The sequence below is a fragment of the Candidatus Methylomirabilota bacterium genome, from assembly GCA_027293415.1.
GTDB lineage: Bacteria > Methylomirabilota > Methylomirabilia > Methylomirabilales > CSP1-5 > CSP1-5.
In genome coordinates this window covers 1-26,986 of the sequence record JAPUFX010000101.1, presented here as the reverse complement: position 1 = coordinate 26,986, position 26,986 = coordinate 1, and the positions used below count along the sequence as shown (strand labels likewise).

The 26,986-nt window shown below is 58.1% G+C and carries 31 protein-coding genes; 15 read left to right on the top strand and 16 right to left on the bottom strand.

The window, feature by feature from the left end; genetic code table 11:
• Positions 1-697 precede the first annotated feature (697 nt).
• Positions 698-1,036 (top strand): hypothetical protein, encoded by a 339-nt coding sequence (locus O6929_07455; GenBank protein ID MCZ6480222.1) that lies wholly within the window; start codon positions 698-700, stop codon positions 1,034-1,036.
• Between the two features lie 379 nt (positions 1,037-1,415).
• Positions 1,416-2,072 (top strand): 3'-5' exonuclease domain-containing protein 2, encoded by a 657-nt coding sequence (locus tag O6929_07450; GenBank protein MCZ6480221.1) that lies wholly within the window; start codon positions 1,416-1,418, stop codon positions 2,070-2,072.
• Between the two features lie 324 nt (positions 2,073-2,396).
• Here O6929_07450 and uvrB read toward each other — a convergent pair whose 3' ends face one another.
• The 7 genes from uvrB to tenA form a co-directional block, all read right to left on the bottom strand.
• Positions 2,397-4,397, bottom strand: a complete 2,001-nt coding sequence (gene uvrB / locus O6929_07445; GenBank protein ID MCZ6480220.1) for an excinuclease ABC subunit UvrB — start codon at positions 4,395-4,397, stop codon at positions 2,397-2,399.
• A gap of 190 nt (positions 4,398-4,587) precedes the next feature.
• A complete protein-coding gene (locus tag O6929_07440) occupies positions 4,588-5,559 on the bottom strand; it encodes a hypothetical protein (protein ID MCZ6480219.1) in 972 nt (323 codons plus the stop codon).
• Positions 5,520-6,119 carry an HNH endonuclease gene (locus O6929_07435; protein MCZ6480218.1) on the bottom strand — a complete coding sequence of 200 codons (600 nt, stop codon included), beginning with the start codon at positions 6,117-6,119 and terminating at the stop codon, positions 5,520-5,522. Before O6929_07435 ends, O6929_07440 begins: the two co-directional genes overlap by 40 nt.
• 186 nt (positions 6,120-6,305) lie before the next feature.
• A complete protein-coding gene (locus O6929_07430) occupies positions 6,306-6,491 on the bottom strand; it encodes a hypothetical protein (GenBank protein MCZ6480217.1) in 186 nt (61 codons plus the stop codon).
• Between the two features lie 18 nt (positions 6,492-6,509).
• Positions 6,510-7,091, bottom strand: coding sequence for a hypothetical protein (locus O6929_07425; protein MCZ6480216.1), 582 nt, complete (start codon positions 7,089-7,091; stop codon positions 6,510-6,512).
• A 19-nt stretch (positions 7,092-7,110) separates the two neighbouring features.
• The gene (locus tag O6929_07420) at positions 7,111-7,290 is read right to left on the bottom strand and encodes a hypothetical protein (GenBank protein MCZ6480215.1); all 180 of its coding nucleotides are present in this window, start codon (positions 7,288-7,290) and stop codon (positions 7,111-7,113) included.
• A 49-nt stretch (positions 7,291-7,339) separates the two neighbouring features.
• Positions 7,340-8,005 (bottom strand): thiaminase II, encoded by a 666-nt coding sequence (tenA, locus tag O6929_07415; GenBank protein ID MCZ6480214.1) that lies wholly within the window; start codon positions 8,003-8,005, stop codon positions 7,340-7,342.
• A 698-nt stretch (positions 8,006-8,703) separates the two neighbouring features.
• Here tenA and O6929_07410 point away from each other — a divergent pair.
• From O6929_07410 to O6929_07395, 4 genes are all read left to right on the top strand, one after another.
• Positions 8,704-9,534 (top strand): hypothetical protein, encoded by an 831-nt coding sequence (locus tag O6929_07410; protein MCZ6480213.1) that lies wholly within the window; start codon positions 8,704-8,706, stop codon positions 9,532-9,534.
• Between the two features lie 252 nt (positions 9,535-9,786).
• Positions 9,787-10,080: a YciI family protein gene (locus O6929_07405; protein ID MCZ6480212.1), complete on the top strand. Its 294-nt coding sequence runs from the start codon at positions 9,787-9,789 to the stop codon at positions 10,078-10,080.
• A 172-nt stretch (positions 10,081-10,252) separates the two neighbouring features.
• Positions 10,253-11,137 (top strand): PilZ domain-containing protein, encoded by an 885-nt coding sequence (locus tag O6929_07400; protein MCZ6480211.1) that lies wholly within the window; start codon positions 10,253-10,255, stop codon positions 11,135-11,137.
• Positions 11,138-11,259: 122 nt separating this feature from the next.
• Entirely contained in the window at positions 11,260-11,769 is a 510-nt protein-coding gene (locus O6929_07395) for a hypothetical protein (GenBank protein ID MCZ6480210.1), read from the top strand.
• 56 nt (positions 11,770-11,825) lie between these two features.
• Here O6929_07395 and O6929_07390 read toward each other — a convergent pair whose 3' ends face one another.
• The 4 genes from O6929_07390 to O6929_07375 all read right to left on the bottom strand — a co-directional run bounded on the left by O6929_07390 (position 11,826) and on the right by O6929_07375 (position 15,751).
• Positions 11,826-13,196, bottom strand: a complete 1,371-nt coding sequence (locus O6929_07390; GenBank protein ID MCZ6480209.1) for a sigma-54 dependent transcriptional regulator — start codon at positions 13,194-13,196, stop codon at positions 11,826-11,828.
• Positions 13,197-13,624: 428 nt separating this feature from the next.
• On the bottom strand, positions 13,625-14,311 hold the full coding sequence (locus tag O6929_07385) for a DUF2914 domain-containing protein (GenBank protein ID MCZ6480208.1): 687 nt from the start codon (positions 14,309-14,311) through the stop codon (positions 13,625-13,627).
• A gap of 307 nt (positions 14,312-14,618) precedes the next feature.
• Positions 14,619-15,332: a hypothetical protein gene (locus O6929_07380; GenBank protein ID MCZ6480207.1), complete on the bottom strand. Its 714-nt coding sequence runs from the start codon at positions 15,330-15,332 to the stop codon at positions 14,619-14,621.
• 281 nt (positions 15,333-15,613) lie between these two features.
• Positions 15,614-15,751 (bottom strand): hypothetical protein, encoded by a 138-nt coding sequence (locus O6929_07375; protein ID MCZ6480206.1) that lies wholly within the window; start codon positions 15,749-15,751, stop codon positions 15,614-15,616.
• A gap of 49 nt (positions 15,752-15,800) precedes the next feature.
• Between O6929_07375 and O6929_07370 the strand changes: the two genes are divergently transcribed.
• The 4 genes from O6929_07370 to O6929_07355 all read left to right on the top strand — a co-directional run bounded on the left by O6929_07370 (position 15,801) and on the right by O6929_07355 (position 19,263).
• Positions 15,801-16,457, top strand: a complete 657-nt coding sequence (locus tag O6929_07370) for an OmpA family protein (protein ID MCZ6480205.1) — start codon at positions 15,801-15,803, stop codon at positions 16,455-16,457.
• A 500-nt stretch (positions 16,458-16,957) separates the two neighbouring features.
• A complete protein-coding gene (locus tag O6929_07365) occupies positions 16,958-17,887 on the top strand; it encodes a PilZ domain-containing protein (GenBank protein MCZ6480204.1) in 930 nt (309 codons plus the stop codon).
• Positions 17,888-18,343: 456 nt separating this feature from the next.
• On the top strand, positions 18,344-18,847 hold the full coding sequence (locus O6929_07360) for a hypothetical protein (protein MCZ6480203.1): 504 nt from the start codon (positions 18,344-18,346) through the stop codon (positions 18,845-18,847).
• 2 nt (positions 18,848-18,849) lie between these two features.
• Positions 18,850-19,263, top strand: a complete 414-nt coding sequence (locus tag O6929_07355; GenBank protein MCZ6480202.1) for a PilZ domain-containing protein — start codon at positions 18,850-18,852, stop codon at positions 19,261-19,263.
• A gap of 6 nt (positions 19,264-19,269) precedes the next feature.
• Here the strand turns inward: O6929_07355 and O6929_07350 are convergent, their stop codons facing one another.
• Complete coding sequence (locus O6929_07350) at positions 19,270-19,668, bottom strand: NUDIX hydrolase (protein ID MCZ6480201.1); 399 nt, start codon at positions 19,666-19,668, stop codon at positions 19,270-19,272.
• A 371-nt stretch (positions 19,669-20,039) separates the two neighbouring features.
• Here O6929_07350 and O6929_07345 point away from each other — a divergent pair, with 371 nt between their 5' ends.
• On the top strand, positions 20,040-20,336 hold the full coding sequence (locus tag O6929_07345) for a hypothetical protein (GenBank protein ID MCZ6480200.1): 297 nt from the start codon (positions 20,040-20,042) through the stop codon (positions 20,334-20,336).
• Between the two features lie 54 nt (positions 20,337-20,390).
• Here O6929_07345 and O6929_07340 read toward each other — a convergent pair whose 3' ends face one another.
• The 4 genes from O6929_07340 to O6929_07325 form a co-directional block, all read right to left on the bottom strand.
• Entirely contained in the window at positions 20,391-21,386 is a 996-nt protein-coding gene (locus tag O6929_07340) for a patatin-like phospholipase family protein (protein ID MCZ6480199.1), read from the bottom strand.
• 86 nt (positions 21,387-21,472) lie between these two features.
• Complete coding sequence (locus O6929_07335; GenBank protein MCZ6480198.1) at positions 21,473-22,600, bottom strand: MBL fold metallo-hydrolase; 1,128 nt, start codon at positions 22,598-22,600, stop codon at positions 21,473-21,475.
• Between the two features lie 143 nt (positions 22,601-22,743).
• Positions 22,744-23,682 carry a Ppx/GppA phosphatase family protein gene (locus tag O6929_07330; GenBank protein ID MCZ6480197.1) on the bottom strand — a complete coding sequence of 313 codons (939 nt, stop codon included), beginning with the start codon at positions 23,680-23,682 and terminating at the stop codon, positions 22,744-22,746.
• A complete protein-coding gene (locus O6929_07325) occupies positions 23,679-24,608 on the bottom strand; it encodes an NFACT RNA binding domain-containing protein (GenBank protein MCZ6480196.1) in 930 nt (309 codons plus the stop codon). Before O6929_07325 ends, O6929_07330 begins: the two co-directional genes overlap by 4 nt.
• Before the next feature lie 185 nt (positions 24,609-24,793).
• Here O6929_07325 and O6929_07320 point away from each other — a divergent pair, with 185 nt between their 5' ends.
• The 4 genes from O6929_07320 to rpoZ form a co-directional block, all read left to right on the top strand.
• On the top strand, positions 24,794-25,696 hold the full coding sequence (locus tag O6929_07320) for a YicC family protein (GenBank protein ID MCZ6480195.1): 903 nt from the start codon (positions 24,794-24,796) through the stop codon (positions 25,694-25,696).
• A 56-nt stretch (positions 25,697-25,752) separates the two neighbouring features.
• Positions 25,753-26,010, top strand: a complete 258-nt coding sequence (locus tag O6929_07315; protein ID MCZ6480194.1) for a DUF370 domain-containing protein — start codon at positions 25,753-25,755, stop codon at positions 26,008-26,010.
• Between the two features lie 3 nt (positions 26,011-26,013).
• Positions 26,014-26,625 carry a guanylate kinase gene (gene gmk / locus O6929_07310; GenBank protein ID MCZ6480193.1) on the top strand — a complete coding sequence of 204 codons (612 nt, stop codon included), beginning with the start codon at positions 26,014-26,016 and terminating at the stop codon, positions 26,623-26,625.
• Between the two features lie 25 nt (positions 26,626-26,650).
• Positions 26,651-26,986 (top strand): DNA-directed RNA polymerase subunit omega (gene rpoZ / locus O6929_07305; GenBank protein ID MCZ6480192.1); only part of this gene is annotated, 336 nt, incomplete at its 3' end.

The window sequence follows — 26,986 nt, the reverse complement described above, 5'->3', positions numbered from 1 at the left end:
AGATAGAAATAGGGGTCAGACTGGAATTTCCTCGCAGGACATGGTACCCTCCGGACGATCACTGACCTGGACCTATGGAGGGATCGACTAGAGAAAGAGGTTCCTGACACCTTTTTCGCCGTCGCCGCTTTCCAGACGTTGATCCCTCTCCCCCCCCCATACAAAGATCGCCTCTAGCTCCCTGTTGTTGCCCGGGATATGCTGCGGGCTGATAGCTGGATAGACTGCGAATCTTGCAGTCTATCCGGGAGGGTCGCACCGGACAAAGTGGTGGATAAGTGTTGGACTTTGCAGTAGACTTGCCCACCAATGGATTGCTGAGGCTGCCTTGCTATGCTGCAAAGGCAAGCCGCAGCAGACTTACTAGTTATGCTCTTCAGTAGATAGTCGGCATGATGAATCACAGACAAGAACAGAACAGCTGATTTTGCCATTCCCAATTCAAAGGGGGTTGATATGGGCGATAAAGGAAAGAAAGACAAAGGGAGAAGAGAAGATCAAAAAAAGCCCAAGCTAACAATTAAGGAGAAAAGGAAAAGGAAGAAGGAGAAAGGGAAATAGCTACTCGATAGAGCATAACAACTCGCTGCAGCGGACCCGGCCAGCGCGCGGCCTTCGCTCCAGAATAGATTTACCGGGCCGCTGAGCTCGCAGCCATTATGCGTCAAACGCGTAACCGCCGCTCCAAGGACTCCAAGTGTCTGAATTCTTGAAACACCTTGTGGATCGTCTGGTCGACGCAGTACCTGTTCTCCTCATTGTTGCTGGCATCCTGCTGTTTCTCGGCAGCGTCGGTGGGGGTGTGCGGTACCAGTCCTTTTTTCCCATTGACGATCCAGTTTCGCGTGTTGCCTGCGGAATCGGTGGTGCTCTGGTCTTCGCCATAGGTGTCTATCTCTGGTCTAGCCGCAAAAGCGCCGCACCGAACGCCAAGGCCTTCGGAATCAAAATCACTCAGCCCAAGACGGGGAACATTGTTGCAGGATTTCGGGGACACAATACTGATTTTTTCTTGACTCCCACGTGGGCAGGCTAATACCTTTCGCCCATGGCGAGGATTTCCAGAGAACTGGTGCCTGGTTCGAGTAAAAGCGCCTCCCGAAAATATGTATTATGTCCCCTGATTTGCTTATGATCTATATCCATGTCCTAATCGAGGGGGCGTGGGAGTCCGCAGCCCGGCCGACGGCCTGGCATGGCCGCCCGAACCAGGAAGCGAGATATCCTGACCCGCTGTGCAGTGTTTGTCTTGCGGGAGGTCCGGAAGGATTTGCGTATCCGATGACAAACACAGTACAATTGCCGTTGAATTCCCGGGCAGCAGGCGTGATATCCTGACCCGGATGGGGAGTTATACGGAACAGGCTACTCATAGTTAGGCTGATCAGAGGAGTTCGGCACGAGATATGAAAACCATGACCCGAGAGGAAATAGCCCAGTTGGCGATCCGGAAATACGAGGGGACGACTTGCCTGGTCTCGTCGGCTCAGGACGTGGAGCGGGCGATTCATGTGATCCACGGCGAACAGGTGGTGGGACTGGACACGGAAACGAAGCCCGCGTTCCACAAAGGTCAATTTCATCTGCCCTGCCTGGTACAGATTGCCACCGCGTCCGTGGTGTATCTCTTTCAGTTGAAACGGATGGACTTTTCTGGCGCGTTGGTGGAAATGCTGGAAAATCCGGCGCTCATCAAAGCAGGCATCGGGCTGGCTGACGATTTCTCGAATCTCAAGAGGGTTTTTCCGTTTGAACCTCAAAACATCGTTGACCTGAGCCTCGTGGCGCAACGGCAAGGCATCAAACAATCAGGCATCCGCAATCTGGCTGGGCAGCTGCTCGGATTTCGCGTCACCAAGGGCTCCTCCACTTCCAACTGGGCCAGCCCCCGGCTGATGCCGAAGCAAATCGCTTACGCCGCCACCGATGCGTGGGTTTGCCGGGAACTCTTCCTGCGTTTTCAGCAACTCGGGTTCCTCGATCTGGAAGAGAGCGAGGGGACGTTGCGAACTAATGAACTTACGCCTAACAATTCGATCCAGCGGACGCGCCAGAAACGGGCGCGCCGCTGAACTTTTCCGTTAATACGGAAAAGGGGATAAGTACAATTATTGGCGAGGCTTTGGTCGCATCTTGTGGGAGAACCGGAGCCAGACAAACCAGCTCTGAAAATGGCCTGTTGCTCGGCCACAGGACTGAGTATTTTTTCCCCTTTGTCGCCTGCCATACGAAGTCCCCGTTCTTGGTCCTAGAAGCTTTGTGAGGCTACCAGTGGCGAAAGAGCCAGAAAGCCGGAGTCCGCGCAAGCCAAAACGTTAACTCCTCAAACCGTTTTGCCGCTTGCACCACTGCACCCCTGTACTGCTGTACCCTCAGCACTTTTCTGCACTGGCTTTTTATTGGTCGATGATCCCGAGCATGCGGCGCTGCAGATCGCGGATCTGGTCCCGTAGATCGGCAGCCTTCTCGAATTCCAGCTTCTTGGCCGCCTGCTTCATCTGTTTCTCCAGCGTAGCCATGAGGGGAGGGATCTCTTCCCGAGGGATGTACTTCACCCGCTCCTCGTCCGCCACCGCGGGCACGGTATAATAATCTCGCTCATAGATCGAGGAGAGGACATCGATGATCTGCTTCTTGATGCTCTCTGGTGTGATGCCGTGTTCTTTATTGAACGCCGTCTGAAGGGTCCGCCGCCGGGTGGTCTCGTCGATCGCCACATTCATTGATCTGGTCGTGGTATCGGCGTAGAGGATTGCCTTGCCTTCGACATTGCGTGCGGCCCGACCCATGGTCTGGATGAGCGAGCCGGAGGAGCGCAAGAACCCTTCTTTGTCCGCATCGAGGATGGCGACCAGGGAAACCTCGGGGATGTCGAGCCCCTCCCGGAGCAGGTTGATCCCGACCAGGGTATCGAATTTCCCGAGGCGGAGGTCGCGGATGATCTCGTACCGTTCCAACGTGTCAATGTCCGAGTGTAGGTACCGCACTCGGATCCCGTGCTCGGCTAGATAGTCGGTCAGCTCTTCGGCCATCCGCTTTGTGATGGTGGTGACCAGGATCCGCTGATCCCTGGCGGCGCGAACCTGAATCTCATGCATCAGGTCGTCGATCTGCCCCCGGGTCCGTCGCACCTCGATCTCGGGGTCAATCAGGCCGGTCGGCCGGATGATCTGCTCAACGACGGTTCCGTAGACCTTTTTGAGTTCATACGGGCCGGGGGTGGCCGAGACGTAAATTGCCTGGTTCACGCATCGCTCGAACTCGGCGAAGGTGAACGGCCGGTTGTCCAGAGCCGAGGGGAGGCGGAACCCATACTCGACCAGGGTTTCTTTCCGCGACCGGTCTCCCCGGTACATGCCGTGAAGTTGGGGAACCGTCTGGTGCGACTCGTCGACAATGACCAAGGCATCCTTCGGAAGGTAGTCCATGAGCGTCGGGGGCGGCTCTCCGGGCGCCCGGCCGGTGAGATGTCGGGAATAGTTTTCAATTCCCTTGCAGGTTCCTATTTCCCGCATCATCTCGAGGTCAAAAAGGGTCCGCTGCCGCAGACGCTGCGCCTCGAGAAACTTCCCGTGTTGCTCGAACCACGCGACCCGCTCCTCGAGCTCCTCCTCGATGGCATGAAGGGCATGCTGCCGCTGTTCTTCGGGCGTCACGTAGTGGTTGGCCGGGTAGATGGGAGCCCGGTGCAGCCGCTTGAGCTTTGCCCCAGTGAGCGGATCGATCTCCCACAGTCCCTCGACCTCTTCCCCCCAGAGCTCTACGCGCACGGCCGTGTCGGCGTACGCGGGGAAGATCTCGACGACATCGCCGCGGACACGAAAGGTTCCCCGGTGAAAGTCGTAGTCGTTTCGTTGGTACTGGATCTCGACCAGCTTCCGGAGCATCTCTTCGCGCTGGCACCACCCCCCCTGCTCGAAGAACACCATCATGCCGTAGTAGGCCTCGGGCGAACCCAGCCCGTAGATGCACGAGACCGACGCGACGATGATGACATCCCGTCGCTCTAACAGGGAGTGCGTGGCGGAGTGGCGTAGCTTGTTGATGTGCTCGTTGATCATGGCATCCTTTTCGATATAGATGTCGGTCTGGGGGATGTAGGCCTCCGGTTGGTAGTAGTCGTAGTAGCTCACAAAGAACTCGACGGCATTTTCGGGGAAGAAGGTCTTGAACTCGCTATAGAGCTGGGCGGCCAGCGTTTTATTGTGCGCGATGATAAGGGTAGGCCGCTCGATCGCCGCGATGACATTGGCCATCGTGAAGGTCTTCCCCGACCCGGTCACCCCCAAGAGCACTTGGTGCCGCTTGTCCTGGAGGATCCCCTCCGTGAGCTGCTGGATGGCCCGGGGCTGATTCCCCTTGGGTTCGAAATCGCACTGCAGCTTGTAAATCGACATGCTCCCCTCTGGGTAATCGGCGTGATGATCTCTGGAAGGATTATCGCTGAAAGGGGGGGGAAAGACAAGGGACCCACCGGGATCGATATGGACGGTTGGTGGTGGTGCAACTCACGGTCACCGTCCGGGACACACTGGTGGGCCGACCTGGGATTTAGAGGATTTTGGCTTTCTGGTAGGTGGGGACGTGCTAGCTCTCGTTCGGCTCAATATACCAACGGCCGTTTACGTTTACGAACGTCCCCGGCTTGCCGCCGACCGTGGCGGTGGCGTGGTTACCCTCAATCTTGAGGTTCGTGAGCTCGCCCTCGACGTTGCCCGTGATCTTCGAGCTGCCGCCCTCAAACCCCATATTGGCCATGAGGGCCTGGAGGTCCTCGATGAGCGCGATCACATTGACGCCATCGAACATCTCCCGTGCCGCCCTCGCGACAGCGTCTTTGTCACCTGAGTTGACCGGGGGCACACCCTTCGGCAACTCTTTGACACCGTGCTTCTTGAGCAGGGCGTCTAACTCCCTCTGGGCAGCATTTGCATCCCCGCCTTGCATCGCGGCCTTCATGCTAATCGCGATGTTGGCGCCCTGGACCATGGTGAAGCCCATCATGGCACGAGCGTCCGGCGAAATCAGTCGGAAGAACGCGCGCATGTCATCCTGCTGCGCCGCAGCCCTAGCGCGTCTCCAGACGTCCTGAGGCGAGTCGCCACCATCGGTCGTCCCGATAGCCGCCTGCTTCATCCCCCCGTCGAACGACCCCTCCGGTTCCCAAGAGCTGGGAATCTGCTGGGGGGTCTGAGGGGTGGGGGCTAATACAGCAGGTATTAGCCTCCGGACGCGACTCTTCCACTGGTCATAGGGTTCCAGGGGGGTCCACCCGGGGGAGAGGATGATGCGCAAGGTCTGGCCGGGTTCGAGCAGGTTGCGGTGCTTGATCGTGCTCCGGTTCGTCTGGAAGATTCGGACCCACTGACGGGCATCCCCATAATAATACGCCGCCAAGAGGTGAAGGTTGTCACTCTTCTGGACCTGATGCATAGCCTCGGTCGGCAGGGGTGCCTGAGACCAGCTATGCGGCTCTCTCACTTGCGCCTGAACTCGCAGAGGGGTGACTGAGACGAAGACTAGGAGAGCGACAAGGGGGATTGAACGTCGCCATTGCATGGGTAGACCTCCTGGCTATTTCCGTTGCCTTTCAGTGACCTGACCGCCTCAGCGGGCAGGTACTTCTCCCACACGTGCAAGTGGCGGGCCGACTGGGCCAACATCGTTAGATATAAGGCTGAGATCGGTTTGACTGGCTTCCGGAGAAGCCGCATCCCGGCCTGTTGGGGGGTCCGGTTACCTTTTCGGGTGTTGCAGGACCGACACGCACTTACGACATTTTCCCAGATTGTTTTCCCTCCCAGGGACCGGGGGATCACGTGGTCGATGGTCATCCGCTCCCCGCTGTTACGGCCGCAGTAATTACAGGTGTACCAATCTCGCTTGAGAATGTTTTTCTTATTGAAGGAGAGGGTGTGGTTCAACGGCCGCCGAATAAACCGTTGGAGCTGGATGACCGATGGGACGAACACGGCGATAGAGGGGGATCGCATGAGATCGGCCGTATCCTCTACCCGCTCTGCACGGCCGGTGAAGAGCAGGACGATGGCCCGGCGCACCTCACAAACCTGAAGGGGTTCAAAGGATCGGTTGAGAACCAGAACTCTATGCGGCTCCATAGATGGCCCTTTGGGTGGGCTTCAGGATTTCATCCTGTCCTGGATAGCACAGCCGTCCTCCCTTGTCAAGGAATCCGGCATCTGATCAGAGCCCCCCAGCCTCCGGGGCCCAGTGAGGCTGTCGACGTGCCCGTCGCTCTCAAGTGCATATGTGCAAGTGGCAAGCCAAGACCCTGATCTGGGCCCCTATCGATTGCCCTCCTCCGGAAATCCTCGTTTGAGGTAAAACCAGAATTCATAGGTTCCCTCCGCGCGATACCCGATTAAAATCCATTCCGTACCCGCGACTGGCACTTCGATATCGGATTTGCCGTCAATGAACACCACCCGAAAGGCTTCCGCGAAGGCGGCGAAAAAAGGCTCCGTTCTCATAGACAGTACCCCTCGGCATCACTCGAACTTCCATCCGTCAACGACTTGCGCACACGCCGATATGGCTGCGGTGTCGCGCGTGTCATAGTTGCAAGTAACCACCCATACTTCCTCGGGTGTCGAGAAGATGGTACCAGTTGCTCCTCGATTTGTGTTTTCCTGCGAGCGCGCGGTATATTGACAATGTTCTCCATCTGATAACTGAACGATTCCCACAGTCTGCACCGTACCCCTTAGGGAGTCAGCAGCCCTCTTTGCGACCTTTGCACAGGCTACCTCATCTTGCAGGTTGATGTCGCTCGGAGTTGTGTGGGGCACGACCCAGACGCTGGCGAGAAAGGCGTTTTCGTAGGAAGGTTTCTCCATCTGAACTAAGACCATGCCTCCCTTCGATCTCAATTGCTCAAGTTGTCGATTTTTCGGGTTCACCAGGATAAGAAATCCACGTGGAACTGGGACGGAATACGAACGGGCAATCGCACGGCCTCGTTCTGCTGCTCCCGTCCCCGCAAGTCCGCATAGGACTAGTATCCCTACTAGAACCAGTACTTGAGATAAGGCATAAACAGTTCCATGTCCTTCCCGACCGCTCATCTTCATACCAGCATCCTCCTTGTCGTTACTTTCCCCGTTTCCCTGCTAAGTCTCGCCGAACCGCCGTGATCTCCTCGAACACCTCCTCGTTGGATACGATCCCCTTGCGCACGAGCACGCGCCGTAGGGCCTCCTGTTCAAAGAGCATAGACCACAGCAGCTCTTCTGCGGAAGCGACTTGCTTCGGACCAGCCTTCTTACCCATAATCAGCTCCCCCCTCGTGCTCGCAAAAGTCCCTCCGGCACGCTGCGGTTCATACCCGCCACCTCTCCCCAGCCCAGCACATCTCCCAGAACTGCCACTCGTAACGACTCGAGAGGACAAAGAGTTCGGTCAGCTTCTCCCGTTTCTCCCCGCTAGCGCTTTCCGCTAGGCGGTTCATCTCCGCCTTCAGCCACTCGGCCGCCGCGGCGAACTCGTTCGAGGCGTATTGCACGATCCAGTCGGCGTAGCGCTGATCCTTCGGCGGATCACCTTGTGTGAGATGCTGCGCAATGTATACATAACCCCATGCACATGGCAGCAGCGCCGCGATCAGATCCGCCATATCGCCGTCTGCTGCGGTCCGAACGAGGAAGTCGGTGTAAGCTCGAGTGGTCGGCCACATCGGGGCTGCTTCGAGATCCTCCGGGCTGATGCCGAAACGCGCTGCGTACTGCCGGTGTAATTCCATTTCGGTGTTGAGGGTCAGGTTCAAAGCCGCAGCGTACCAGCCCATCGACTCTAGGTGATCGGCCTTCGCCACGGCCCACGCAAAGATTCGGGCGAATTCCTTCAGGTAACGGTAGTCTTGCAAGACCCAGTTTGTGAACAGCCCCTCGTCCAGTGACCCGTCCCTGATCCCCTTTACGAACGGGTGCTCGAGCTGCGCATCCCAGATTGGACGGGCCGCCTCAAAGAGTTTGTCGGTGAACACCATCACAACACATCCAGCTCTGTCTCACAGAGGGTGGGTCAGCCTTCGTCCGTGCCCACCTCGCTCGAGGATGGCCTGATCGTTTGGCTTGCTGCGACAGGTTCTTGGCAGTCGTTCCGTCTGATGATGGCTCTGACGATGGCATAGCAGAGCAGCCCGGGGGCAAACACACGGGGGGCACGAGCCATGGCCCCATACCTTAGTATGTGTGCCAAAGTATTGTCAAGATGCGACTCCTCCCCACACCCTCAAGAAGTTGGCCGCACAGGGGCCGATACGGACGCGGCATGATTACCGTTCTTTTCAATTACGACCCCGCCCGGCTTGCCATCTAAGTTGCTATTAAATCAGGGGTTCACTTAGTGCAAATATTTCACCCATGCACTCTATCCTCAAAGGTGTCAAGAAAGTTGACATTTCTTGACCCTCAAACACGTCGGATCAAAGATTGTGGTGCACAATCTTCATGCGTCTCGAGCAGTGACGGAGGAAGATCCTCCTCGGGCCGTGCGCCGCAATTCCTTGAAAAAAAAGACTCCCACGGTTCCGCGTGGAAATCGGATTGATGCTGGCACCCCACATGCACAATGGGGTCGGTTCCAGACCTTATTCTTTTGCCTAATTGGGAAAGAGGCTATGGGGTTCAGCGAAAGCCAAATGACACTCACGCGCGTATGAAAGCCCTTGAGAGGAGGTAGCAGATGTATCCATGGTCTGCATCAGCAGCCCTACAGAAAATCTATCAGAGTCTCGAGGAACAGCAGCAGGTCCTTGACCAGCTCAAAGCCTATCTCGATGAACGGCTCGTTCCGTTTCAGTGCCATGTGGGAGAGCACCAACGGAACGTCGATCAAGCCCTCAGGCACCTGGAGAGTCGGCTCAAACCCATGCGTCAGTACATTCAGGGTGAGAACCAGAACCTCGAACGGATGACGTTCCATCTCACTGGAGCCGGTGGGGAACAGTTCGAGGTCTTCGAGCAGTTCCTTGCTACACACAGTGAATTTTTGGAGCAGGCGAATCATTATGTCGAAGAACAGCGCCGGCCACTTCAGGAGTATCTGGAAGACGAGCGGCAGGCGATCGAGATCGTCTACCGGGAGCTGGTCGAGAAAAGGTTGAATCGCCTTCTCCAGATTTTCTCGGAGCAGCAGAAGATCATTGAGTCTTTCCGCAAGTCGGAGGTGAAATCCGAATACGAGACCCTCGCTGAATACCTCGATGAGCGCCAGAAGGCCTTTGAGCGTTACGTCCGCACCGCCGACTTCCGACCCACAGAGTTTTTCGCCCAGTTAAAAGAAATTGCGGATCGCTACAAACCCCAGGACCCGCGACAGGATACCCTGTTCGCCAAAGTCTTTGAGCAGACGGTTCTCGCGGACGAGAAGTTCCGACAGGCCTTGTCCGTGTCCGTCCCAGCGCCGTCCCGTCCGAAGCAGGCGAAGAAACGCCGAAGCATTCTTTCTTCCGTGCCACTCCATGCACAGGAAGTGGAAGTATCACACAACGGAGGTTATGCTGTAACAATTTGACAACCGCCGAAAGCTCCTGCTTCGCTTCTCACCCTCCTGAGCCGGTGATGGAGGAATGGGTCTTCCGTTTGCATCGGCCCCTCGACTGGGGACCCTCTCACAGTCTTATCACTGATCCACCATCTCGTTTGAACCCATTCTGAATCTGACCGTTCAGGCGGAACCCCTATTGGCCACTCTTGACGAAACCGTGGAGTCCTGAGAGACTGCCCGGCGACCATCAGACTTGACGTTTCCTAGGGAGGAACACACATGTACTTCGTCATCCTGACAACCGATAAGCCGAACTCGGCCCACATCAGGCAGGGCACTCGGCCGGCCCATCTCGAATACGCGAAGCGCTTTGGACAGCAGATCGTCGCCGGCGGCGCGACGCTCACCGACGACGGGCAGACCATGACGGGCAGCTTCCTCCTCGTCGACATGGGGGACCGTGCAGCGGTGGAGGAATTTGCACGCAACGACCCGTACGTGAAGGCAGGACTCTTCGAAACTGTCGAGATCCGACGATGGCTTAAGGTAATCTTCAACGCGCCGCCGGAGTAAGAGGAATACAGCTTCTCACGGGCGGACTTAGCACGGTTATTGCAAGCCCTGGCAATCCGGACAAGAGTCCCTCGAATCCCCCCAGAGGCGCGCCCCTCAGACCACTCCTCCGCTCCTATAGGGCCCGGGAGATTGAAGAAAGGGAAACCGGCGATAGTGCCAAGGAGTCGCTGTGGCAACGAAAAGAGGGAAGGGGCGACCGAAGCGTTCAAAGGCCAAGGCCGGTGCAAGGCGAATGGCCAAGGCCCCGGTACCGGCCCAGGAATGTGAGGCGAACGCGACCGCCCAGAATGACGGGCAGGTACCCTTCCAGGGCAGTGCTTCGGTACCCACCGAGGAAGAGGTGCACGCTAGTGTCGGAGATGGGGTACCCGTAACCGTCCAGGATGAGGTACGGGTCATTGTCGAGGATGAGTCGTCTGTGACCCTCGAGGATGAGGTGTTAGTACCCTCCGAGGATGAGGCACCGGTCCCCGTTGAGCGTGAAGCACGGGCTACAACCCAGGATAAGGTCCGGTTTATCGTCGGGGATGATGCGCCCGTAGGCGCCGGGGATGAGATACGGGTCATCGCCGAAGATGAGGCGCTAGCACCCCTCCAGGATGAGGCGTTGGTACCTGCCGGGGATGAGATACAGGTCATCGCCGAAGATGAAGCACCGGGTATCGCCCGCGATGAGGTGTCGGACCCGATCAGGGAAGTCGCAAAGGAAGAACAAACGCTAGGACGGCGGAAACACGCCCGATTCGTTGTGAAAGGGGAGGCCAAGGGGCGAGTCGCTGTCATCTGGGATGCCGTTTTGCTGGATATCAGTCTTGGGGGGGCTCTGATTGAGCATGCCAACGTTGTCCGACCAGGTACTCCCTCCTCCTTGGAGCTTGACCTTGGGGGAAAGAGAATTCGCCTGAGGTGTCGCGTGGCCCGTTCGGTGGCTGATCGGATAGAGGTGCAGTCGGACGGGGAGCGGGAGCTGATCTACCACACCGGATTACAATTTGTCGAACCCTCTGACGAAACACTACAGGTAATCGGTGAGTACATCCATCCGATTACCTAATGTGGGTAAGATCAGTCCCTGCCGCACCGCCTTGACCCCGAAGCTCATTATCGTGAAGGTCACGCCATAGGGCGCCTTGTCCCGGCTCCCGCTCCCATATTCTTAATTCGACGTGGGTCCCCATGGGCAAGTCGAGGGCGGAAAAGAAGGCTCGGCATGAGAAGCAAAAGAAAGCGCGTCGTATTCGCCGCACGCTTATGGGTGGTGCCGTTCTGATTGCAGCCATCGGAATTCCCTTCTATATTTGGACTGAGCCACCTCTACCACAGGTCGGAGACCACTGGCATGCTACGCTCGAGATCGAGGTCTGCGGAAAACGCGAGCCCCCGCTGCCGCGATCACCTGGTGGCGTTCACTCTCACGGGAATGAATACCGGATCCACATCCACCCGGTATCGCAAGCGGAGTCCAGGAGGCAGTCCACCCTGGGTCGTTTCTTCGACGGGCTGGGGTTGCGATTCACCGGGTCAATGATTGAACTGCCGGGGGGTCGTCTCTACAATGAGGGGGACCCGTGCCCGGGCGGCACGCCAGGGATTTTGGAAGTCCGCATCAACGGCAGAGAGACCAATGACCCTCGCTCCTACGTTCCTCGCGACGGCGACCGGATACAGGTTCGTTTCGGAAGTTAAGCACTTCGGCCGGGTAGGGACGGTGCAAATTATCCGGTGGGTCCGGGACCGGGGGGCTAGGTGTTCTCCCGAGGCATTTTAGCTTCGAGCCTCTTCAGCTTGTAATGAAGCCCCCGCAAACTGATTCCCAACAAGGCGGCCGCGGCTGTCTTGTTGCCCCGCGTCTGGCGCAACGTGTCCTGGATGAGGGTGTGCTCCATGTCGCGGAGGCCGGCGCCCCCTTCCGTCTGCGCCGCGGCCTGCGCGACCGGGTGCAGCACTTGGTGCAGATCCCCAATGTCAATGATGTCCTCGTCCGCCATGACCCCCGCCCGTTCGATACAGTTCTGCAGTTCCCGTACATTGCCTGGCCAATCGTACTTTAGGAGCAGCCGCTGGGTCCGGGCACTGATACCCCGAATCTGCTTCTCGCTGTTCCGATTGAACTGCTCCACGAAGTGCTCCAGCAGCAGGGGGATGTCCTCCTTCCGCTTCCGGAGAGGAGGGACGGTGATGCTGATGACATCCAGGCGATAGAAGAGATCTTCCCGGAACTGACCCCGCTTGACCAGGTCGGGCAGGTCCTTGTTCGTGGCGGCGAGGATGCGGACATCGACCCGGACGGAGTGGCTGCTTCCCACCCGCCGAAACTCCCGGTTCTGAATGACCCGGAGGAGCTTCGCCTGGAGAGGGACGGGGAGCTCTGCCACCTCATCGAGAAACAGAGTCCCGGTGTCCGCCAGTTGGAAGACCCCTACCCGATCCCCCACGGCCGAGGTGAAGGCCCCGCGAACATGGCCGAACATCTCGCTCTCCATGAGTCCCTCGGGGATAGCGGCGCAATCCAGGATCACGAAGGGCCGCCCCTGCCGGCGGCCGCTGTCATGAATCGCCCGGGCGATCAGTTCCTTCCCCGTGCCACTCTCTCCGTACAGACAGATGTTGGCGTCCGACTGGGCGACTTTGGTGATCGAGTGATACACTTCTTGCATCGCCTCGGAGTCGCCGACCATCTCTCCAAAGGACCACTCACCACTTCGCTGTCGTGGTCTGGTGGACTTGACACTGCCGGCAGCACACAGCTGGCTCCGGGTCAGTGCCCGTTGCATCGCGGCGAGCAAGGAGGAGGGGTCGACCGGCTTCACCAGGCACTCGAAGGCCCCGGCGGCCGTCCACTCCGCGCAACGGCCCGGGTCCGTGCCTTCAACTATAACGATGACTGGCGTGTTGGGAGTCTCCCTTTTTGCGGTCACAAGAAGCCCGCGGCCGTCCATCGGTGCATCTTCGTGAAAGAGGACCGCGTAAAATTCCCCACGGCGCAGCCGATTGAGCGCTTCGGACTCCTTGGCGACGGCCACGTCCGTGATTGCGCACGAGGAAAGAAGTCCCTGGATATCTTCTGCTGTCCCTGAGGGAGTTTCTACAACGAGGACCTGAGATGGCTTCATCCGATTCCCCCGTGTTAGGTGTAGCCTTGCCGCTATATGGTCGGGGCTAGACCCAGTGATATACCTTTCCCTTCGCAATCCTTCGCAATCACTGTGCCAAGACCTGCTACTCCATAACATATTGAAAACAAAGAGGTTTGGTGGCAGCCGCTTTTCTCCGACGGTGCCGATCCCTAGGCGGCTGCCGGGAAATAGGCAGCAAATGCCTACGGATACAAGATGAGCGACCTCGGTAAAGCACACGCCGCCTGTCGTGATGGCTTTAAGATATTAGGACGGATGAGGGTGATCTTTGGGAGACCAGATGGATTGGTCTCTGGACATTGGACACCTTGAGGTAGACTTCGAAGAGATGAGGTTGCTGGTTCTTACCTCTCAGGGGATGGTTGCATTGCGGGTTCTTCGCTATCCTGCTTTGCTGAGATTGTTCACTCGGTAGCTTCGACCCGGAAGCTCTTAGAGGAGAGGACCGCGCCCTCTGGCGTGCGGGCCTCGACCCGCCACTCGCCGGTCCAGGTCTGGGGAATGGTCTTATAGCTCCAGGTCCGGTAGCGCCGCCCCTGGACCTTGAGCGAGATTTCACTGACATTGCGGTCTTGCCACGTCCAGACGTGGAGGATTTCCCTCGGGGGACCCGCCTCGGCGACCTCGGTGAAGTAGTAAAGCCGGCCGATCTCAGCGGAAATCGGGGAAAACGTTTCTGCGGGTTCTCGGTCGATGACCTCCGTGGCGAGGGCAGCCCGGGTCACCCGGGGATCGTCCGGCTGCACGGCCGGCTTGGCGACTTCGGATTTCTCTTGTCTCGGCTGATCGGTTTGGGCCATGCGTTCCACTCGGCTGATCTCGATGATCTCCTCCGTGGCCCCATCGATCTTGAACTTGATTCTGTGCCCCTGCTTGAGCCCCTTGAGGAGATCTAAGGACCTAACCTGGTAGCTCATGGTCATGGCGTCGGCGAACCCCTCGATCTGTCCATGCTCCACCACAAGGATCTCTTCCTTCGCATTTACGAATTGGACGACCCCTTCACCCTGGTAGATCTGTTGCTTGGCCGCTTCCCCGTGGGCAAAGGAAGTGACGAGCAGGCCGATTATTAGCGCGAAGCCCCGTCGCATAATTCTCTCCTTTCTTTTTTCTTGTCCTCGCTCTGAGTCCATACACTCTTTGATGCTTTCCCCGGCCCGGGATCCGTGCGTGCCCCGATCATGGGGGCCTCCGCGATCCACGCACGCTCGACGAGGGGAATTCGGGAGCTGAAAACGGCAACCTCCGTGCCATGCCGTGAGAAGCATGGGCATTGATGATGGACAGCACGCTGATCTACTAGGTTTTCTGTTGCAACGCTCAACGCAGTAGTGAAGGGTAGCAGACCATTTCTTCGAAGACGAGAGTGTAAGATTTACACGGTGGGAGTTGTAAAAGTTACCGGCGCTTAATTGTGGGCTTCTTGACGCTCGGAGGTTCACCATAGGTCAACTGATAAATCCAGCCTTCCACTCGCAGCCGCGTGGCCGTGAGACCAAACCGCAGACAGAGATCCCACATCCTTTGCCGTTCGGACTCCGGGAGGTCGGTAGGGGACCGAAGGGCTTGCTGATCGGGCCCGAGGCTGAGGAGCTCCTGGAGCGTCCGAGCGTAAACCGTCGTCAGGAGGATCAAATGCTCCTGCAACAAGTCTGACGAATCATAGGTGCGAAGATCATCGGCGATGGCCCGGGCGAGGTGGCGCTCGTATGTCCAACTGCCTTCGCCTCCGTAAAGGATTCGGTGCGCCTCATCTAGGATATCCAGATTATTGGGAATAAGACGGTCGTGATTCAAAAACCACCGGATGAGGGAAGGGAGATTCTCGGGCCCGGCAGAGGGAGGAGCGGAAAAGGCATAGGTCATCAGGTTTTGACTTTTTTGCTTTCGACTCCGGGGCTCTGGTACGTGAGCAGGAAACCCGCTCTCTTTCGGTGGTGCCTGTCGGGGGATCCTTTCCGTTGGAGGTGAAGTAGGTTGCCCGTCAAGTTCAGGCTCTGAAGCCTTGGCAAGGGAGATGACCACGTCTTCGTTTCCATCGTGGAGCTTTCGCAGGATATAAATGTCCTCGCGGACCTTCGCCCCCTGGAGGGCCTGGTGCAGTTCCGCCATCCCCTCCGGTCGAAGGACCATGTAGCAGTGAGGGCAGAAAGTGCGTTTGGGAGGAAGTGAGGTTTCGCAAGCAGGACACGAGGAGGAATTTCCCCGCCCTTTCCAGAGCCAACGACCCAGGGTCTGCCCGAGATGGATTATAGTCTCCTTTGGCCGGGATTGTCCTTGTCCACTCGCGACGGGGTACTTCTTAAAACGGTCCACTCTAACGGCGACGATACACGCAAGAGCCGTGCCCGTCAAGTCTCATCGTTGCGTCCCCCGATATAGATCTTACATGGTCACTTGAGGAGGAAAGCCTCACCCCCTAAAAAGCTTTTGCTCAGGGTCGTGAGTAAAACCGAGAGATTGAGGTGGATTTTTCTCCCGCGGATGACCTTTCCCTGGGTTGGCATGGAACGTGCCTTGTGCTCTCCCATGACCTTTCTATTGTAGAGCTGGCGTGACTGTTTAGGAGGAGGACGTCTTATGGTTCGGCATGGATCAGGCCCACGGATATTCCTATCATTGGTGATCATCCTGTTCGCTTCTGGCTGTGCGAGCTACGAGTACATCAAACACGAGCTGGGAATCCGAGATAGGATGATCGCTCAGGAGGCAGAGACACGCCAGCAGCAGGTGGACGGAATTAACACACGCCTCGGAGAGGTAGGACAGCAGGCGGCAGAGGCCAACGAAAAAGCGGATGAGGCCATGGCCAGAATCCTCGACGTCGAGAACAAGATCTCTCACAATTCGTCGTATGTAGTACAAGGGGCGCGCGTGGTCTACTTTGACTTCGGCAAGGCGGATCTCAAGAATGCCGCAATTATTTCTCTGGTCGAGGTAGGTCGCCTGCTCCAGGAGGATCCGGGTACGCTCGTGGAACTACAAGGACACACCGATTCGGTCGGTCCTGCCCAGTATAATCTCCAGCTCAGTCGGGAGCGGGCCGCGGCTGTTGTGCGGTACCTGGTGCTAAAACTCGGGATCGGAACCCATCGCATCTCTGGGGTCGGGTTTGGGGAAGAGATCCCGGCGGCTGACAATAACTCCCCCGCAGGGCAGGCCCAAAACCGTCGGGTTGTTGTGAGGGTCTTGGCGCCGGCGACGGGTGCCGAGCCGCCAATGACGCATGGACCATAGTAGGTAAGTTCCCCAGGGCTTCGAAACTCGTTCACGCTCCCGGGCCGGGTCGTCTGGACCAATCCGCTGGAAAGCACGAACTTCTTTCACGTCGGGATGGGGGTCCAGTTCCTGAACGTGGGACCGACGGAGCAAATGCATCTTGCTACACTGCTCCACAAGCTATGGCACCGAGGGCAGGTTCGATTACAAACCCTCGGGCGTGTGTAGCCCCGCCGCTGACAAACTGTCCACACTCGAACGGCCCGACGACAGCATGGCAGAGTTCCTTTCTCTTTAACACTCAGATTTGGCCTGAAAAACGGCTCCAGGCCCCAGTCGAGCCGGATATTTCAGAAGGTTACCCTTTATCCCCGTCCACCAGAGTTTTGGCACAATTGCCGCATTTTCAATCCCTCAGTGCTCTCTCGGCGAATTCCTCTCTGGAAAAAATCAACATACAGCCGGGGCCACGTAGGCGGAGAACCCTGTGGCCCCGCCCGGCGGACGGAGGACAGACGTTGGCATTCACAGGACGGCTCGAAGGCCTGACCGTTTTCGATATCCTCCAGTACCTGGGACTACTTAAAAAGTCGGGGAAGCTGACGCTCACCCGCATGGGAAGTTCGGGAGTATTTGTTTTTCGGAATGGGGAAGTGGTCTCCGCTGCCTGTGACTCGGTCCAGAACGCCCTAGGCAACATCCTGATCAAGCATGAATACCTGACCGAAGACGCACTGAGGATTGCCCTCGAGTTGCAGCACCTCTCCCCTAAATGGAAGCGGCTCGGCACGATTCTGGTCGAGCAGGGATTCGTCGCCCCAAGCGTGCTCTACCAGGCGATCCGGAACCAGATCGAACAGGTGCTCATCGAATTAATGACTTGGGATGCAGGTTTTTTCCGGTTCGAGAACATGGAGACCACCGGAGAGGATTCCATCGTCGCGGGAATAGACCCCGAACACCTCGTCCACGGTGAACTTTTTCAGAATGTTCACAAGGAGGATGCATGGAAGGAACCTTTGAACCAGAAGGAGATTGAAGCAGAATTGGACCGGGTCTTTCAGTGGATGAATCACGCCAATCAGCGGTCCCATCCCCGAGTGCCGGTTCGGTTCACCGTCGAGGTCGAGCAAGCCGAGATGGTGCATCACGGGACATGCCTCAATCTCAGCCAGGGTGGGATGTTCATTGCGACCGAATGCCCGCCCGCGACGGGAACTGAGATCCTCCTTGACTTCGCGCCACCTATACTGGTCCGTCCGGTATCGACGCCGGCACGGGTAGCGTGGGTTCGCGGAGGGGAGCGTAAAACGGATACCGTTACCGGTATGGGGGTGCAGTTCCTCAATCCCGAGCCGTACATGGCTGGTGTGATCGGCAGCGTGGTTGATCGTCTTCACCAGCAGGCGTCCGCGGATTCCTCTCGATTGCTCCTCCCGTCTCGCTAGCCCGCATTATTCACGAACGGAGTTTTTTCGTGAATAATGCGCCTGCCGGTGCGGGCTCTGCCGCACCGGCAGGTTTCGACTGGCCGCTCCCACGGCCTGCTCAAGGCTAGCCCTGAGCGACGCCCCGAAAACGCGGGGCGGAGTCGAAGCCCGGAGGGAGGATTATTCACCTGTATGTGAATAATCCGGGCTAGGGCCGGTGCTCCTCAAATTTTTCCCCATTTGTTAACCCTGAACCTTCTTCTCTACCGACATCCTTGCCTCCTTTTTCACCAAAATCGGTCTCGTGACAATAGGTTGCATTTCCCGATTTCAGGTCTAGGTCGCGCTTTAACTTCGCGCTTTGCATGCCCCGCAATGTTTGCATGTTCATGCATGCCTTGCATCCGATATTTGAACACTCCGCAACGAATCACGGCCACTCCCCATCGCGATAAGTCCTTAAAAACACAAGGCGTGATTGATCTGGATCCAGCGCTCCAATTCATGTTGGCCTTTGGGATGCAGATAGAGTCTTTCCCTTTGCTCCGGGAGGAAAGGAGGCGCCAGCGGGCAATGAAAACGGCGTTGATCGCGATACTGTTGCTCGTCACTTGGCCTCCAAACTGGACACCAAACGGCAGGCAGATCATCGAATCCGTGGCCTACCAAGAAAAGATTGGCAGCTTTGCCATCACCGCGAGGTACGATGTCTACAACGACGGAACCGTGGTGACCATCCTGTCCCATGAAGACATCTCGCGTCCGATCATAGTCTTACTGCCAACGACGAATCGATGCGATTCGTATTGGGCCGATGTCGGTGTTCTCGAGAAGGATGGTGTTCGTTTTCGGCCTCCGCCTGAGTGGGACGCGCCGGCGTGGGAGTGGACGAGCAGCAGATTGCCGGAATGCCTGTTGGAGATGACCAGCGGGCAGGACGAGAGATTCATCACGACCAAGTATGTAAGAAGAGGGTAGTCGTGCTAGTGGACCAGGTCAAGGATGAGAGGCGGCGTCATGCGCGATTGGCCGTAGGGAGCCAACTCGAGGGGCGGATTACCGCAACTCGTAAGAGGGCCCATGTCGTCGACATCAGCCGTAGCGGGGCCCTGGTCGAACACTTGAATATCATCCCACCACATAGCATCTCATTCGTGACGTTTTTTTTCCCCGGACACGAAGTGCGTCTCAAGTGCAGGGCGGTTCGTTCAGAGGCTCAGCGCTATGAGGTCTGGCCTAGCGGCGAGCGAGGCTGGGTCTATCGGACGGGGATAGAGTTCTTGGAGGTCCCGGGAGCATCGCCGCGGGTGATCGGGGAATACATTTCCGATGGAGAAATCGCCTCCCTAGTAAGTGGAGATTGGATCGCTAGGGACTACGAAACCATCCCTTAGGTAAGCTTAGGCACCTTCCGGAAAAGCGGCGCGAAGGACCTTTGCGTGGTCAAATGCTAGCGGCAGGTCACGGAAACCCTTCGTGATGATCAGATCAGCGGCATCAGAGGCTGCCTGTGGCGAACCTTCCACAGGGTCGGCGAGGAAAACTATTGTAACGTAGTGGCCGCGCGGATCCCGTCCCGGCTCGGAAAACACTCCAACCAGTTTCCTGAGACTGACACTGACTCCTGTTTCCTCCTTTGCCTCTCTCACCGCACATTGCTCTACGGTTTCTCCTTCCTCTAGAATTCCCCCTGGGAGAGCCCAGGATCCCAGAAAGGGTTCTTTCCCCCGCTTGATTAAGATTATTCCGCCGTCGGGATACCGAATGATCACGTCAGCGGTCACAACTGTCCCAGCCATTTCGATTTCTCGCCCATCTCCTGAAAAGTGCCCAAGTATCGTCCGTTGTGGTGGGGGTGTCAAGGGCCAGGCATGTCACTGCGGGTGTACCAGGGGGTCGAGATAGGGCACGACGCCCTGTATGACATGTTGTCTGTCTCAAATGGCCTCCTGACAGCATGGCAGACTTACCCCCCTCTCCAGATCCACACTTCGCCCGAAAAAGAGGGCCGTACGGCTCGGTCGAGCGAGAGAATTCAAAAGGTTGCCTCATCGTCCTCAGTTCTTGGCACAGTTGAAGCAATTTTTCAGTTCGGAGTAGGAACGACGGAGACAAGGAAGAGAATCTGCATTTGATCTTCCCGTGGAAAGGGAGCAAGGAGGGGACGGCTGTGAACCTAGGGATCACACTACGAGTGAAAGGGGCGGATTACTCAGGGGACCGGACGAGTAGCCCAGCCGAGAAAATCGTAAATTTGATCCAAAGATTGGATGGTGTTGTCCCCGCCCGCTACGATCCGGGGAGCCAACGCTTCGCCGTGGATTACGATCACAAGCGGACCGACATCCTCCGCATCCTGCGACAAATCGAGGTCGCCGGCCAGAAGGCCGGTCGGGTCTATCACCCGACTGTTGTCCAGCCAACCCAAGGGCTCGTTCCCTCCCGACAGGCTGAAAGCGAGGCGTAGCCGGATGCACCCCCAAGCCCAATACGTTGACCACGCAATCCGGGATGGGGCGTCTTAAGCATACATCGCCTCACGACGGTTCCTTTCGGCCCTTTGCCTGAACGTTGCTTTATACGTTTCAAAATTCCATGTCTGAAAGAACTCTCTGGCCGCGTTGACTCCCGACCGGTAAAGTTCATCCGCACGCTCGGGCGAAAGGTCAAATTCCGTGGTCTTGACCCCCAAGGTGGGGATCATGATCGTTCTGGCGAAGGCCCCATTTTTAATATACATCCTATCGTGGGCCTCCATCATTGTGGAAAAAAGGGCGGCAAAGAGGGTGAGTGGCCCGATGATCTTGTGGCTTACTGTGGTACCCGTGACATCAGGATCTTCGGCGAGCAAGTACCCAAAGGTAGGCCACGGCGGGTCAGGAGAGCCATCATCGAAAAGTCGAATTGGAAAGTTGCTCAGCACTCCCCCGTCGACGATATAGCACACTTCCCCAGTCTCGTGGCCTTTGAGCGTTACGGGTTCAAAGAAATATGGGATCGACATACTCATCCTAACCGCCTGGGCGATCTCAAAATCATCCGGAGCCATCCCGTAATCCTTGATGTCTTGAGGCAGGACGAGGAGGCGCCCTCGAGATACGTCACTGGCGATCACCTGGAGCTTGTAACGGTAACGAGGGTTATCCTTGTACTCACCTATAATGAGGTCTCTAAAGGTGCGCTTGCCCTTCGCCGCTAATTTTTCTCGAACCCAGTTCTCGAGATACGCACCTTCATAGATCCCTTTTTCGAAGCCGAGGCTGAGCACCTTACCCAAGAAAGGGATTTTGTCCAACAGCCCTTCATCTTTGAATTCAGAGTAGTCGAGACTCTTCATGATGTCCTGAAGCTCAGAGGCGCGGTATCCCGCTGCTACCAGGGCGGCGACGATAGCCCCTGCAGAGGTTCCGGCGAGGTTGACGAACTCGTACCCCATTTCCTCGGTCACGGCGATAGCCCCGACCAGTCCGATCCCTTTCACCCCGCCGCCCTCGAACACTGCATCACACCTCGGCATCGTTCAGCCTCCTTTATTCCAAAACAGTTGGCCGCTTGATCAGCAGAAGTACACTGGATTTACGATGGGAAGTTTGGGGGGGTGCGCTAAGTCGGGTGGCTGGGGCGGGCGCCAGCGTGCATCCACTCCGTTTCGGTGACACGAGGCTCTTCCACACTGGTGTCGCCGACGGCAACCGCTTTGCTCGCCCTGCGCCAGGCTGCGGTCCCACCTTTGACACTCGCCACCCGATCGATGCCCACCTGGATCAGAAACTGCGCAGCCCGGAGTGAACGTACCCCGCCTTGGCATATGGTGATCACGGGGCGGTCCCGCGGCACCTCGTCCAGCCGTGAGGCCAGGTCTGCCTGGGGAATGTTAATCGCGCCGGGCACGTGTCCGTGTTGGTACTCCTGTGGTTCGCGCACGTCCAACACGAGCGCTTCTGGCGGACGAGTTTCCAATGCATCGATATTGATCTCGTTGACCGCAGGGTTGGTAGCTAACATGGCCCACGGCACGTCGGCAACACCCCGGTTGGTCGCCTCAATAGCAGTCATGTTCAGAGGCCGGGCGGGTACGGTGTCCAAGAGGGTTGCAACAAAGGCACCGCGATCCAGGCGGGCCAATGGGTTGTACAGCCGCTCAAAGCCGATGGTGGTGTTGGGTCGGCCACACATCCCTCTGCCACATGGTCCCTCAAAGTGACCGGGGAAAACCGCCACCCAGTCAGGCAGCCGGAGCAAGCGAGTCACGCTGTCATACTGAACAGCGGCATCACCGCCCCCAAAGTCGGGCCGGCCGACGTCACCGACAAGCAGCGAATCACCCGTCAGCACCATCGAGGGCTCCGGGCTGCGGGGCGGGTTAATGATCAGGACCGAGATCAGCTCCTGGCGATGCCCCGGCGTGTACAACACGCGTAAACGCAGCTGGCCCATCGCCAGCTCTTCTCCGTCCTTGAGTGGCCGAAACGGATAGACGACCTGTGCCAACTCGTGCAGGCACAACTCGGCCCCATGGTCGGCCCGAAGCTTGCGCGCTCCCGACACGTGGTCCGCGTGCACATGCGTATCGATCACGTAGCGCAACTGAAAGTTGCGCTCGCGCAACAGTTCTTCGTGCTGCTGCGTATCGATTGGCGGATCGACGATCGCCGCCTCATGCGACTGTCGAGACGCTACCAGATAGGACGCGCAACCACACCGTTCATCGAGGATCTGCTTAAAATACATTGCTCTATCTCCTAGCTTGAAGCGCCAGCTATCGGGATCAAAAACTAAACACGCTTCCGTGCGATATTCTACCCGGGAAGGCGTCCGTCGCCAATAGTTCCTGAGGTGGGCTAAAAACTGTCAAGCCTGGCCATTCAATCGGGCTATGATCGGGGATTACGTTGTGCGAGATGATGGAGGAGGATGCCCTCACGAAGTCCCCCATCGCTCACGGTCAGCTCATCAAAACCAAAGAGCATCATGATCTCACGGGTTAGAAGAATGCCCGCCATGATCACATCGGCTCTAGCCGGCTCGAGACCTACGATCTGACGACGTTCGGCGAGGGGGAGAGAGCAGAGATGCTCCAAGAGCTGCTCGATTCTGCCTCGGGAGAGACGGTGGCCGGTCACCCTCTCCGCATCATACGTCGCAAGGCCAAGGTCTATTGCGGCGAGTGTCGTGGGCGTGCCCGCGGTCCCGACGAGGGTACCTCCTTGTGGTATGTCCAGGGATGCAGGAACCTGGCTGAGGGTTTCTCGAAGGGAGCTGGACGCGGCTTCCAGTTCATCCACAGGGGGCGGATCGCCTTTGAGGAAGGCCTCGGTGATCTTGACGACCCCGATGGGGAGGCTCAGGTGTCCAGCGAATTTCGACTGCTCAACAAAGATAAACTCGGTGCTGCCACCGCCGATATCAATGATCAGCATGTTGGACCATGCGGGTCCCAGCGCATGGGATACCCCAAGGGCGGTCAAGGTTGCCTCGACTTCTTCTGAGGCGACTTGTAGCTCGATCCCCGCCTCTCTCCGCACCTTGTCGAGGAACTCCCGCTGGTTCTTGGCTTCCCGAGCTGCGCTGGTGGCGACCGCGACTACTTTCTCCGCTCCCAGCTTCTTGGCAGTCTGGGTAAATCGTTGGAGGACCACGATCGTCCGCTCTACCGCTCCTGCCCCCAGCACGCCGGTCTCCTGGAGCCGCTCGCCGAGCCGGGTGATGACCTGTTCCTGAAAAATGGGGCGATACGTTGCGGTATCCTGCGCATCAGCCACCAAGAGACGGATGGTGTTCGTCCCCACATCAATCGCTGCGTACCTCGTCATCGTGTACGGCCTCTTCGAATGCCGTGAGAACTCGTATCCGGGCTTCTCGCCGCTCTTTCGCCGAGATTGGTCACCACTGCTGAATCGGGAGTGACTACGACCGCTTTCTCCTGGGTGAGGAGGACCGTTCCGGGCTTGCCTCTTTTCACCCGCCTGACGAACCGGACAGCGGTGTAGTGGACCGGCACTTTGCCGGCGTTGCGGGCCTTGCTGAAAAAGGCGGCGAGCTGCGCGGCCTCTCGCAAGGTGCGCGGGGGGACCGTCTGACCCTTGGGGTTCCGGACGATCACGTGAGACCCACGATAATCTTCGATGTGCAGCCAGAGGTCGTGAGGCCGGGCCAGGCGAAAGGTGAGATGTTCGTTGCCGGCGGAACTTCGTCCTACCAGGATCTCCCGGCCATCGGTCGAGACAAAGCGTCGGGGCACGAGCGCCGATTCGGTGTTGTCTGCCCTCCTCGGTTTGGGGGGTGGCGGCTCAAGCCGCGTTAGGCCGTGGGCCGCGGACGCTTTCTCCAGGGCTTCAGGCGTCTGGATCTGTATGACTCTCTCCAGGGCCGCTTCCCAGCCTTTGAGGTCCGCCTCAGTTTCGGCGAGCCGGCGCTCCATAATAGGGCGTCCTCGTTTGACCTTGCGCGCCTGCTTGAAGTACCGCTCGGCGTTGGCGTCGACGGGGAGTGCCGGGTCGAGGGAGATAGTGAGGCTTTTCCCTGGCCCGGCGTAGTAGTCGGGCAGGGCCACCTCGGACAGACCGCGCGAAATGCGGTTGCGGTGGACACGGAGCAGTTCCCCCTTCCGGCGAAGGTCCTCCCACCGTTGCGCCGTCGCCAGATCCGCCAGGATCTTGTCTCGCCGTCGCTTGAGTCGGCTGATCCGTTGCCGGAGAAGGCGGACATATCGCTGTTGTGATGCTTTCCACTCCGCCATCGCCTGCTCATCTTACCCGTCACAGACAAGCCTGTAAAGGCAGGGAAAGGAGAGCGAGTTCGGGGGCTTTGAATTTGACAGGCGGCGCAAGCTACAGTAAATTTAAGACAAACGCCGCGCGGCCTCGTCCCTGGGGCTCTAGGCCCTGTAATGATCCCCAATGCGGCATCGCTGGCTTTCCCTGGATGGTTACCATTGGATCGGTTCCCATGCTCAAGAGCATGACCGGGTATGGTAGGGCGGAGGGTGCCACTGCCCCCTACCTCTACACCGTTGAAGTCCAGGCCTTTAATCACCGGTTTACCGACATCCGGATCAGGCTGCCGAGAGCCTTGGCGTCCCTCGAGCACGGGCTTCACCGGGAAATTCGCGAACGGGTGCATCGAGGCCGCTTTGACGTCCAGGTGACGGAAAAGCTGTCTGGCGAGATTCCCCGAACCTTGCGGGTCGACCGGGGAGCGATTCAGCAGTATGTCGGGGCACTCAGGGAGCTCCAGCGTGAGCTCGACCTGCGGGGGGAGGTCACGATCGAGGCGCTGATCGGGGTGCGCGATCTCGTGACCCTGGAGGCCTCGGAGGTCGACGTGGCGGAGGCGAGTGTCGTTCTCAGACAGTTGATCCACGCGGCTCTCGATGAAGTGGACTCGATGCGAAGAAGGGAGGGAGAGAATCTGGGGCGGAACCTCGAGTTGTGCGTGAGCCAGGTCGAGGCGGGACTCGCGACGGTGGAGATCCGAGCGCCGGAGGTGGTGGAAGCCTACCGCAGCCGGGTCCAGGAGCGCGTCAAAGCCCTTCTCGGTGCGCCGTTGTCCGATCCGGATCGGCTCGCGCAAGAGGCGGTGCTCCTCGCGGAGCGGTCCGACATTACCGAGGAGTGCACGCGGCTCAAGAGTCACATCCAGCAGTTCCGGACGATCCTCCAAGGGACGGGTCCCCATGGCCGCCGGCTGGACTTCCTATTGCAAGAGATGCATCGCGAGGTCAATACCCTCGGGACGAAGGCCGCGGATCCGGTCATCTCCCCGGTCGTGGTGGAGATGAAAGCAGATCTGGAGCGGTTACGGGAGCAGGTGCAAAACATCGAATGAAGGCCTTCGGGGGCGCTTCAGAAAGTTGCCCCGGGCGGAAGGGGGAGGTGAGGGGCTTGGCGACCGAACTTCTCAATGTAGGCTTTGGAAATATGGTGGTCGCAAGTAGGATTGTTACCATCGTCAATCCGAGTTCTGCCCCGAGTAAGCGGCTCAAGGACGAGGCGAAGGAGGGCCGAAAGCTGGTGGATGCGACCAACGGGCGGCGCACCCGCTCTATTGTCGTCACGGATAGTGACCACGTGATCCTCTCGGCCATTCAGACAGAGACACTGGCTCAGCGCCTGACGGGAGTTTCGGGAGACAGGGAGTAGGCGGTGGAGAAACCCCGTTGGCTTGTCATCGTCGTATCGGCGCCTTCTGGGGGCGGAAAGACCAGTCTGTGTGAGGAGGCCGTTCGCCGGATCCCGGACCTCGTACACTCCGTCTCTTTTACGACCCGGCCCCCCCGGTCCCACGAGGTCAACGGCCGCGACTATTACTTCGTCAACGAGGCGACCTTTGAGCGCATGGTAGAGTCGGGGGATTTTGCGGAGTGGGCGCGTGTCCATGACCACCTGTACGGCACCTCCAAGCGTCTCTTGGAGGCCAACATGGCAGCAGGGAAGGACGTGATCCTGGACGTTGACGTCCAGGGGGCGGCCCAGCTCCGGCAGCAGTATCCGGAGGGCGTTTTTGTGTTTATGCTCCCCCCGTCCTGGGATATGCTAGAAGAACGCCTTCGGGCCCGGCGGAGTGACGCCTCCGAAGAGATCGAGCGCCGCTTGAAAAAGGCCCGGGAGGAAATCAAGTGTTTCAACGAGTACGCGTATGGGATCATCAACGATGTGCTTGAGCGGGCGGTTGGCGATCTCTGCGCCATCATTGCGGGAGAGCGGTGCCGGAGCTTTCGCCTGGATCCCCAGGTCCGGGAGGATCTGGGGATTTAACAACAATTGAGGAGGATGACGACGCATGAGCTATGTATCCTGGGACGACCTCAAGGATAAAGTCGACAGCAAATTTCGCCTGGTGATCATTGCGGCCAAGCGCAGTCGCCAGCTCAATCACGGGGCGCGCCCCCTGGTCCAACGGAAAACGGTGAAGCCGACCTATATCGCCCTGGATGAGCTGGCGGCGGGGCGGCTCGAGTACGAAGTCAAACCGCTCGAGGAAGTGACCCAGGCGGAAGCCTTTGCCGAGGCGGTGAAACCGATGTGGTTCCGGGAGATCGCCCCTGGGGGGGTCGTGACTGAAGAGGCGGAAATAGAGGAGGTGCCGGAGCTCGAGGCTGTGGCCCCTGGCGAGGCG

What these genes read in the sequence shown, in the direction of transcription:
- O6929_07450 (MCZ6480221.1), top strand. Translation starts at nt 1,416, where the DNA reads ATGACCCGAGAGGAAATAGCCCAGTTGGCGATCCGGAAATACGAGGGG.
- uvrB (MCZ6480220.1), bottom strand. Translation starts at nt 4,397, where the DNA reads ATGTCGATTTACAAGCTGCAGTGCGATTTCGAACCCAAGGGGAATCAG.
- O6929_07440 (MCZ6480219.1), bottom strand. Translation starts at nt 5,559, where the DNA reads ATGCAATGGCGACGTTCAATCCCCCTTGTCGCTCTCCTAGTCTTCGTC.
- O6929_07435 (MCZ6480218.1), bottom strand. Translation starts at nt 6,119, where the DNA reads ATGGAGCCGCATAGAGTTCTGGTTCTCAACCGATCCTTTGAACCCCTT.
- O6929_07430 (MCZ6480217.1), bottom strand. Translation starts at nt 6,491, where the DNA reads ATGAGAACGGAGCCTTTTTTCGCCGCCTTCGCGGAAGCCTTTCGGGTG.
- O6929_07425 (MCZ6480216.1), bottom strand. Translation starts at nt 7,091, where the DNA reads ATGAAGATGAGCGGTCGGGAAGGACATGGAACTGTTTATGCCTTATCT.
- O6929_07420 (MCZ6480215.1), bottom strand. Translation starts at nt 7,290, where the DNA reads ATGGGTAAGAAGGCTGGTCCGAAGCAAGTCGCTTCCGCAGAAGAGCTG.
- tenA (MCZ6480214.1), bottom strand. Translation starts at nt 8,005, where the DNA reads ATGGTGTTCACCGACAAACTCTTTGAGGCGGCCCGTCCAATCTGGGAT.
- O6929_07410 (MCZ6480213.1), top strand. Translation starts at nt 8,704, where the DNA reads ATGTATCCATGGTCTGCATCAGCAGCCCTACAGAAAATCTATCAGAGT.
- O6929_07405 (MCZ6480212.1), top strand. Translation starts at nt 9,787, where the DNA reads ATGTACTTCGTCATCCTGACAACCGATAAGCCGAACTCGGCCCACATC.
- O6929_07395 (MCZ6480210.1), top strand. Translation starts at nt 11,260, where the DNA reads ATGGGCAAGTCGAGGGCGGAAAAGAAGGCTCGGCATGAGAAGCAAAAG.
- O6929_07390 (MCZ6480209.1), bottom strand. Translation starts at nt 13,196, where the DNA reads ATGAAGCCATCTCAGGTCCTCGTTGTAGAAACTCCCTCAGGGACAGCA.
- O6929_07385 (MCZ6480208.1), bottom strand. Translation starts at nt 14,311, where the DNA reads ATGCGACGGGGCTTCGCGCTAATAATCGGCCTGCTCGTCACTTCCTTT.
- O6929_07380 (MCZ6480207.1), bottom strand. Translation starts at nt 15,332, where the DNA reads ATGGCGGAACTGCACCAGGCCCTCCAGGGGGCGAAGGTCCGCGAGGAC.
- O6929_07375 (MCZ6480206.1), bottom strand. Translation starts at nt 15,751, where the DNA reads ATGGGAGAGCACAAGGCACGTTCCATGCCAACCCAGGGAAAGGTCATC.
- O6929_07370 (MCZ6480205.1), top strand. Translation starts at nt 15,801, where the DNA reads ATGGTTCGGCATGGATCAGGCCCACGGATATTCCTATCATTGGTGATC.
- O6929_07350 (MCZ6480201.1), bottom strand. Translation starts at nt 19,668, where the DNA reads ATGGCTGGGACAGTTGTGACCGCTGACGTGATCATTCGGTATCCCGAC.
- O6929_07340 (MCZ6480199.1), bottom strand. Translation starts at nt 21,386, where the DNA reads ATGCCGAGGTGTGATGCAGTGTTCGAGGGCGGCGGGGTGAAAGGGATC.
- O6929_07335 (MCZ6480198.1), bottom strand. Translation starts at nt 22,600, where the DNA reads ATGTATTTTAAGCAGATCCTCGATGAACGGTGTGGTTGCGCGTCCTAT.
- O6929_07330 (MCZ6480197.1), bottom strand. Translation starts at nt 23,682, where the DNA reads ATGACGAGGTACGCAGCGATTGATGTGGGGACGAACACCATCCGTCTC.
- O6929_07325 (MCZ6480196.1), bottom strand. Translation starts at nt 24,608, where the DNA reads ATGGCGGAGTGGAAAGCATCACAACAGCGATATGTCCGCCTTCTCCGG.
- O6929_07320 (MCZ6480195.1), top strand. Translation starts at nt 24,794, where the DNA reads ATGGTTACCATTGGATCGGTTCCCATGCTCAAGAGCATGACCGGGTAT.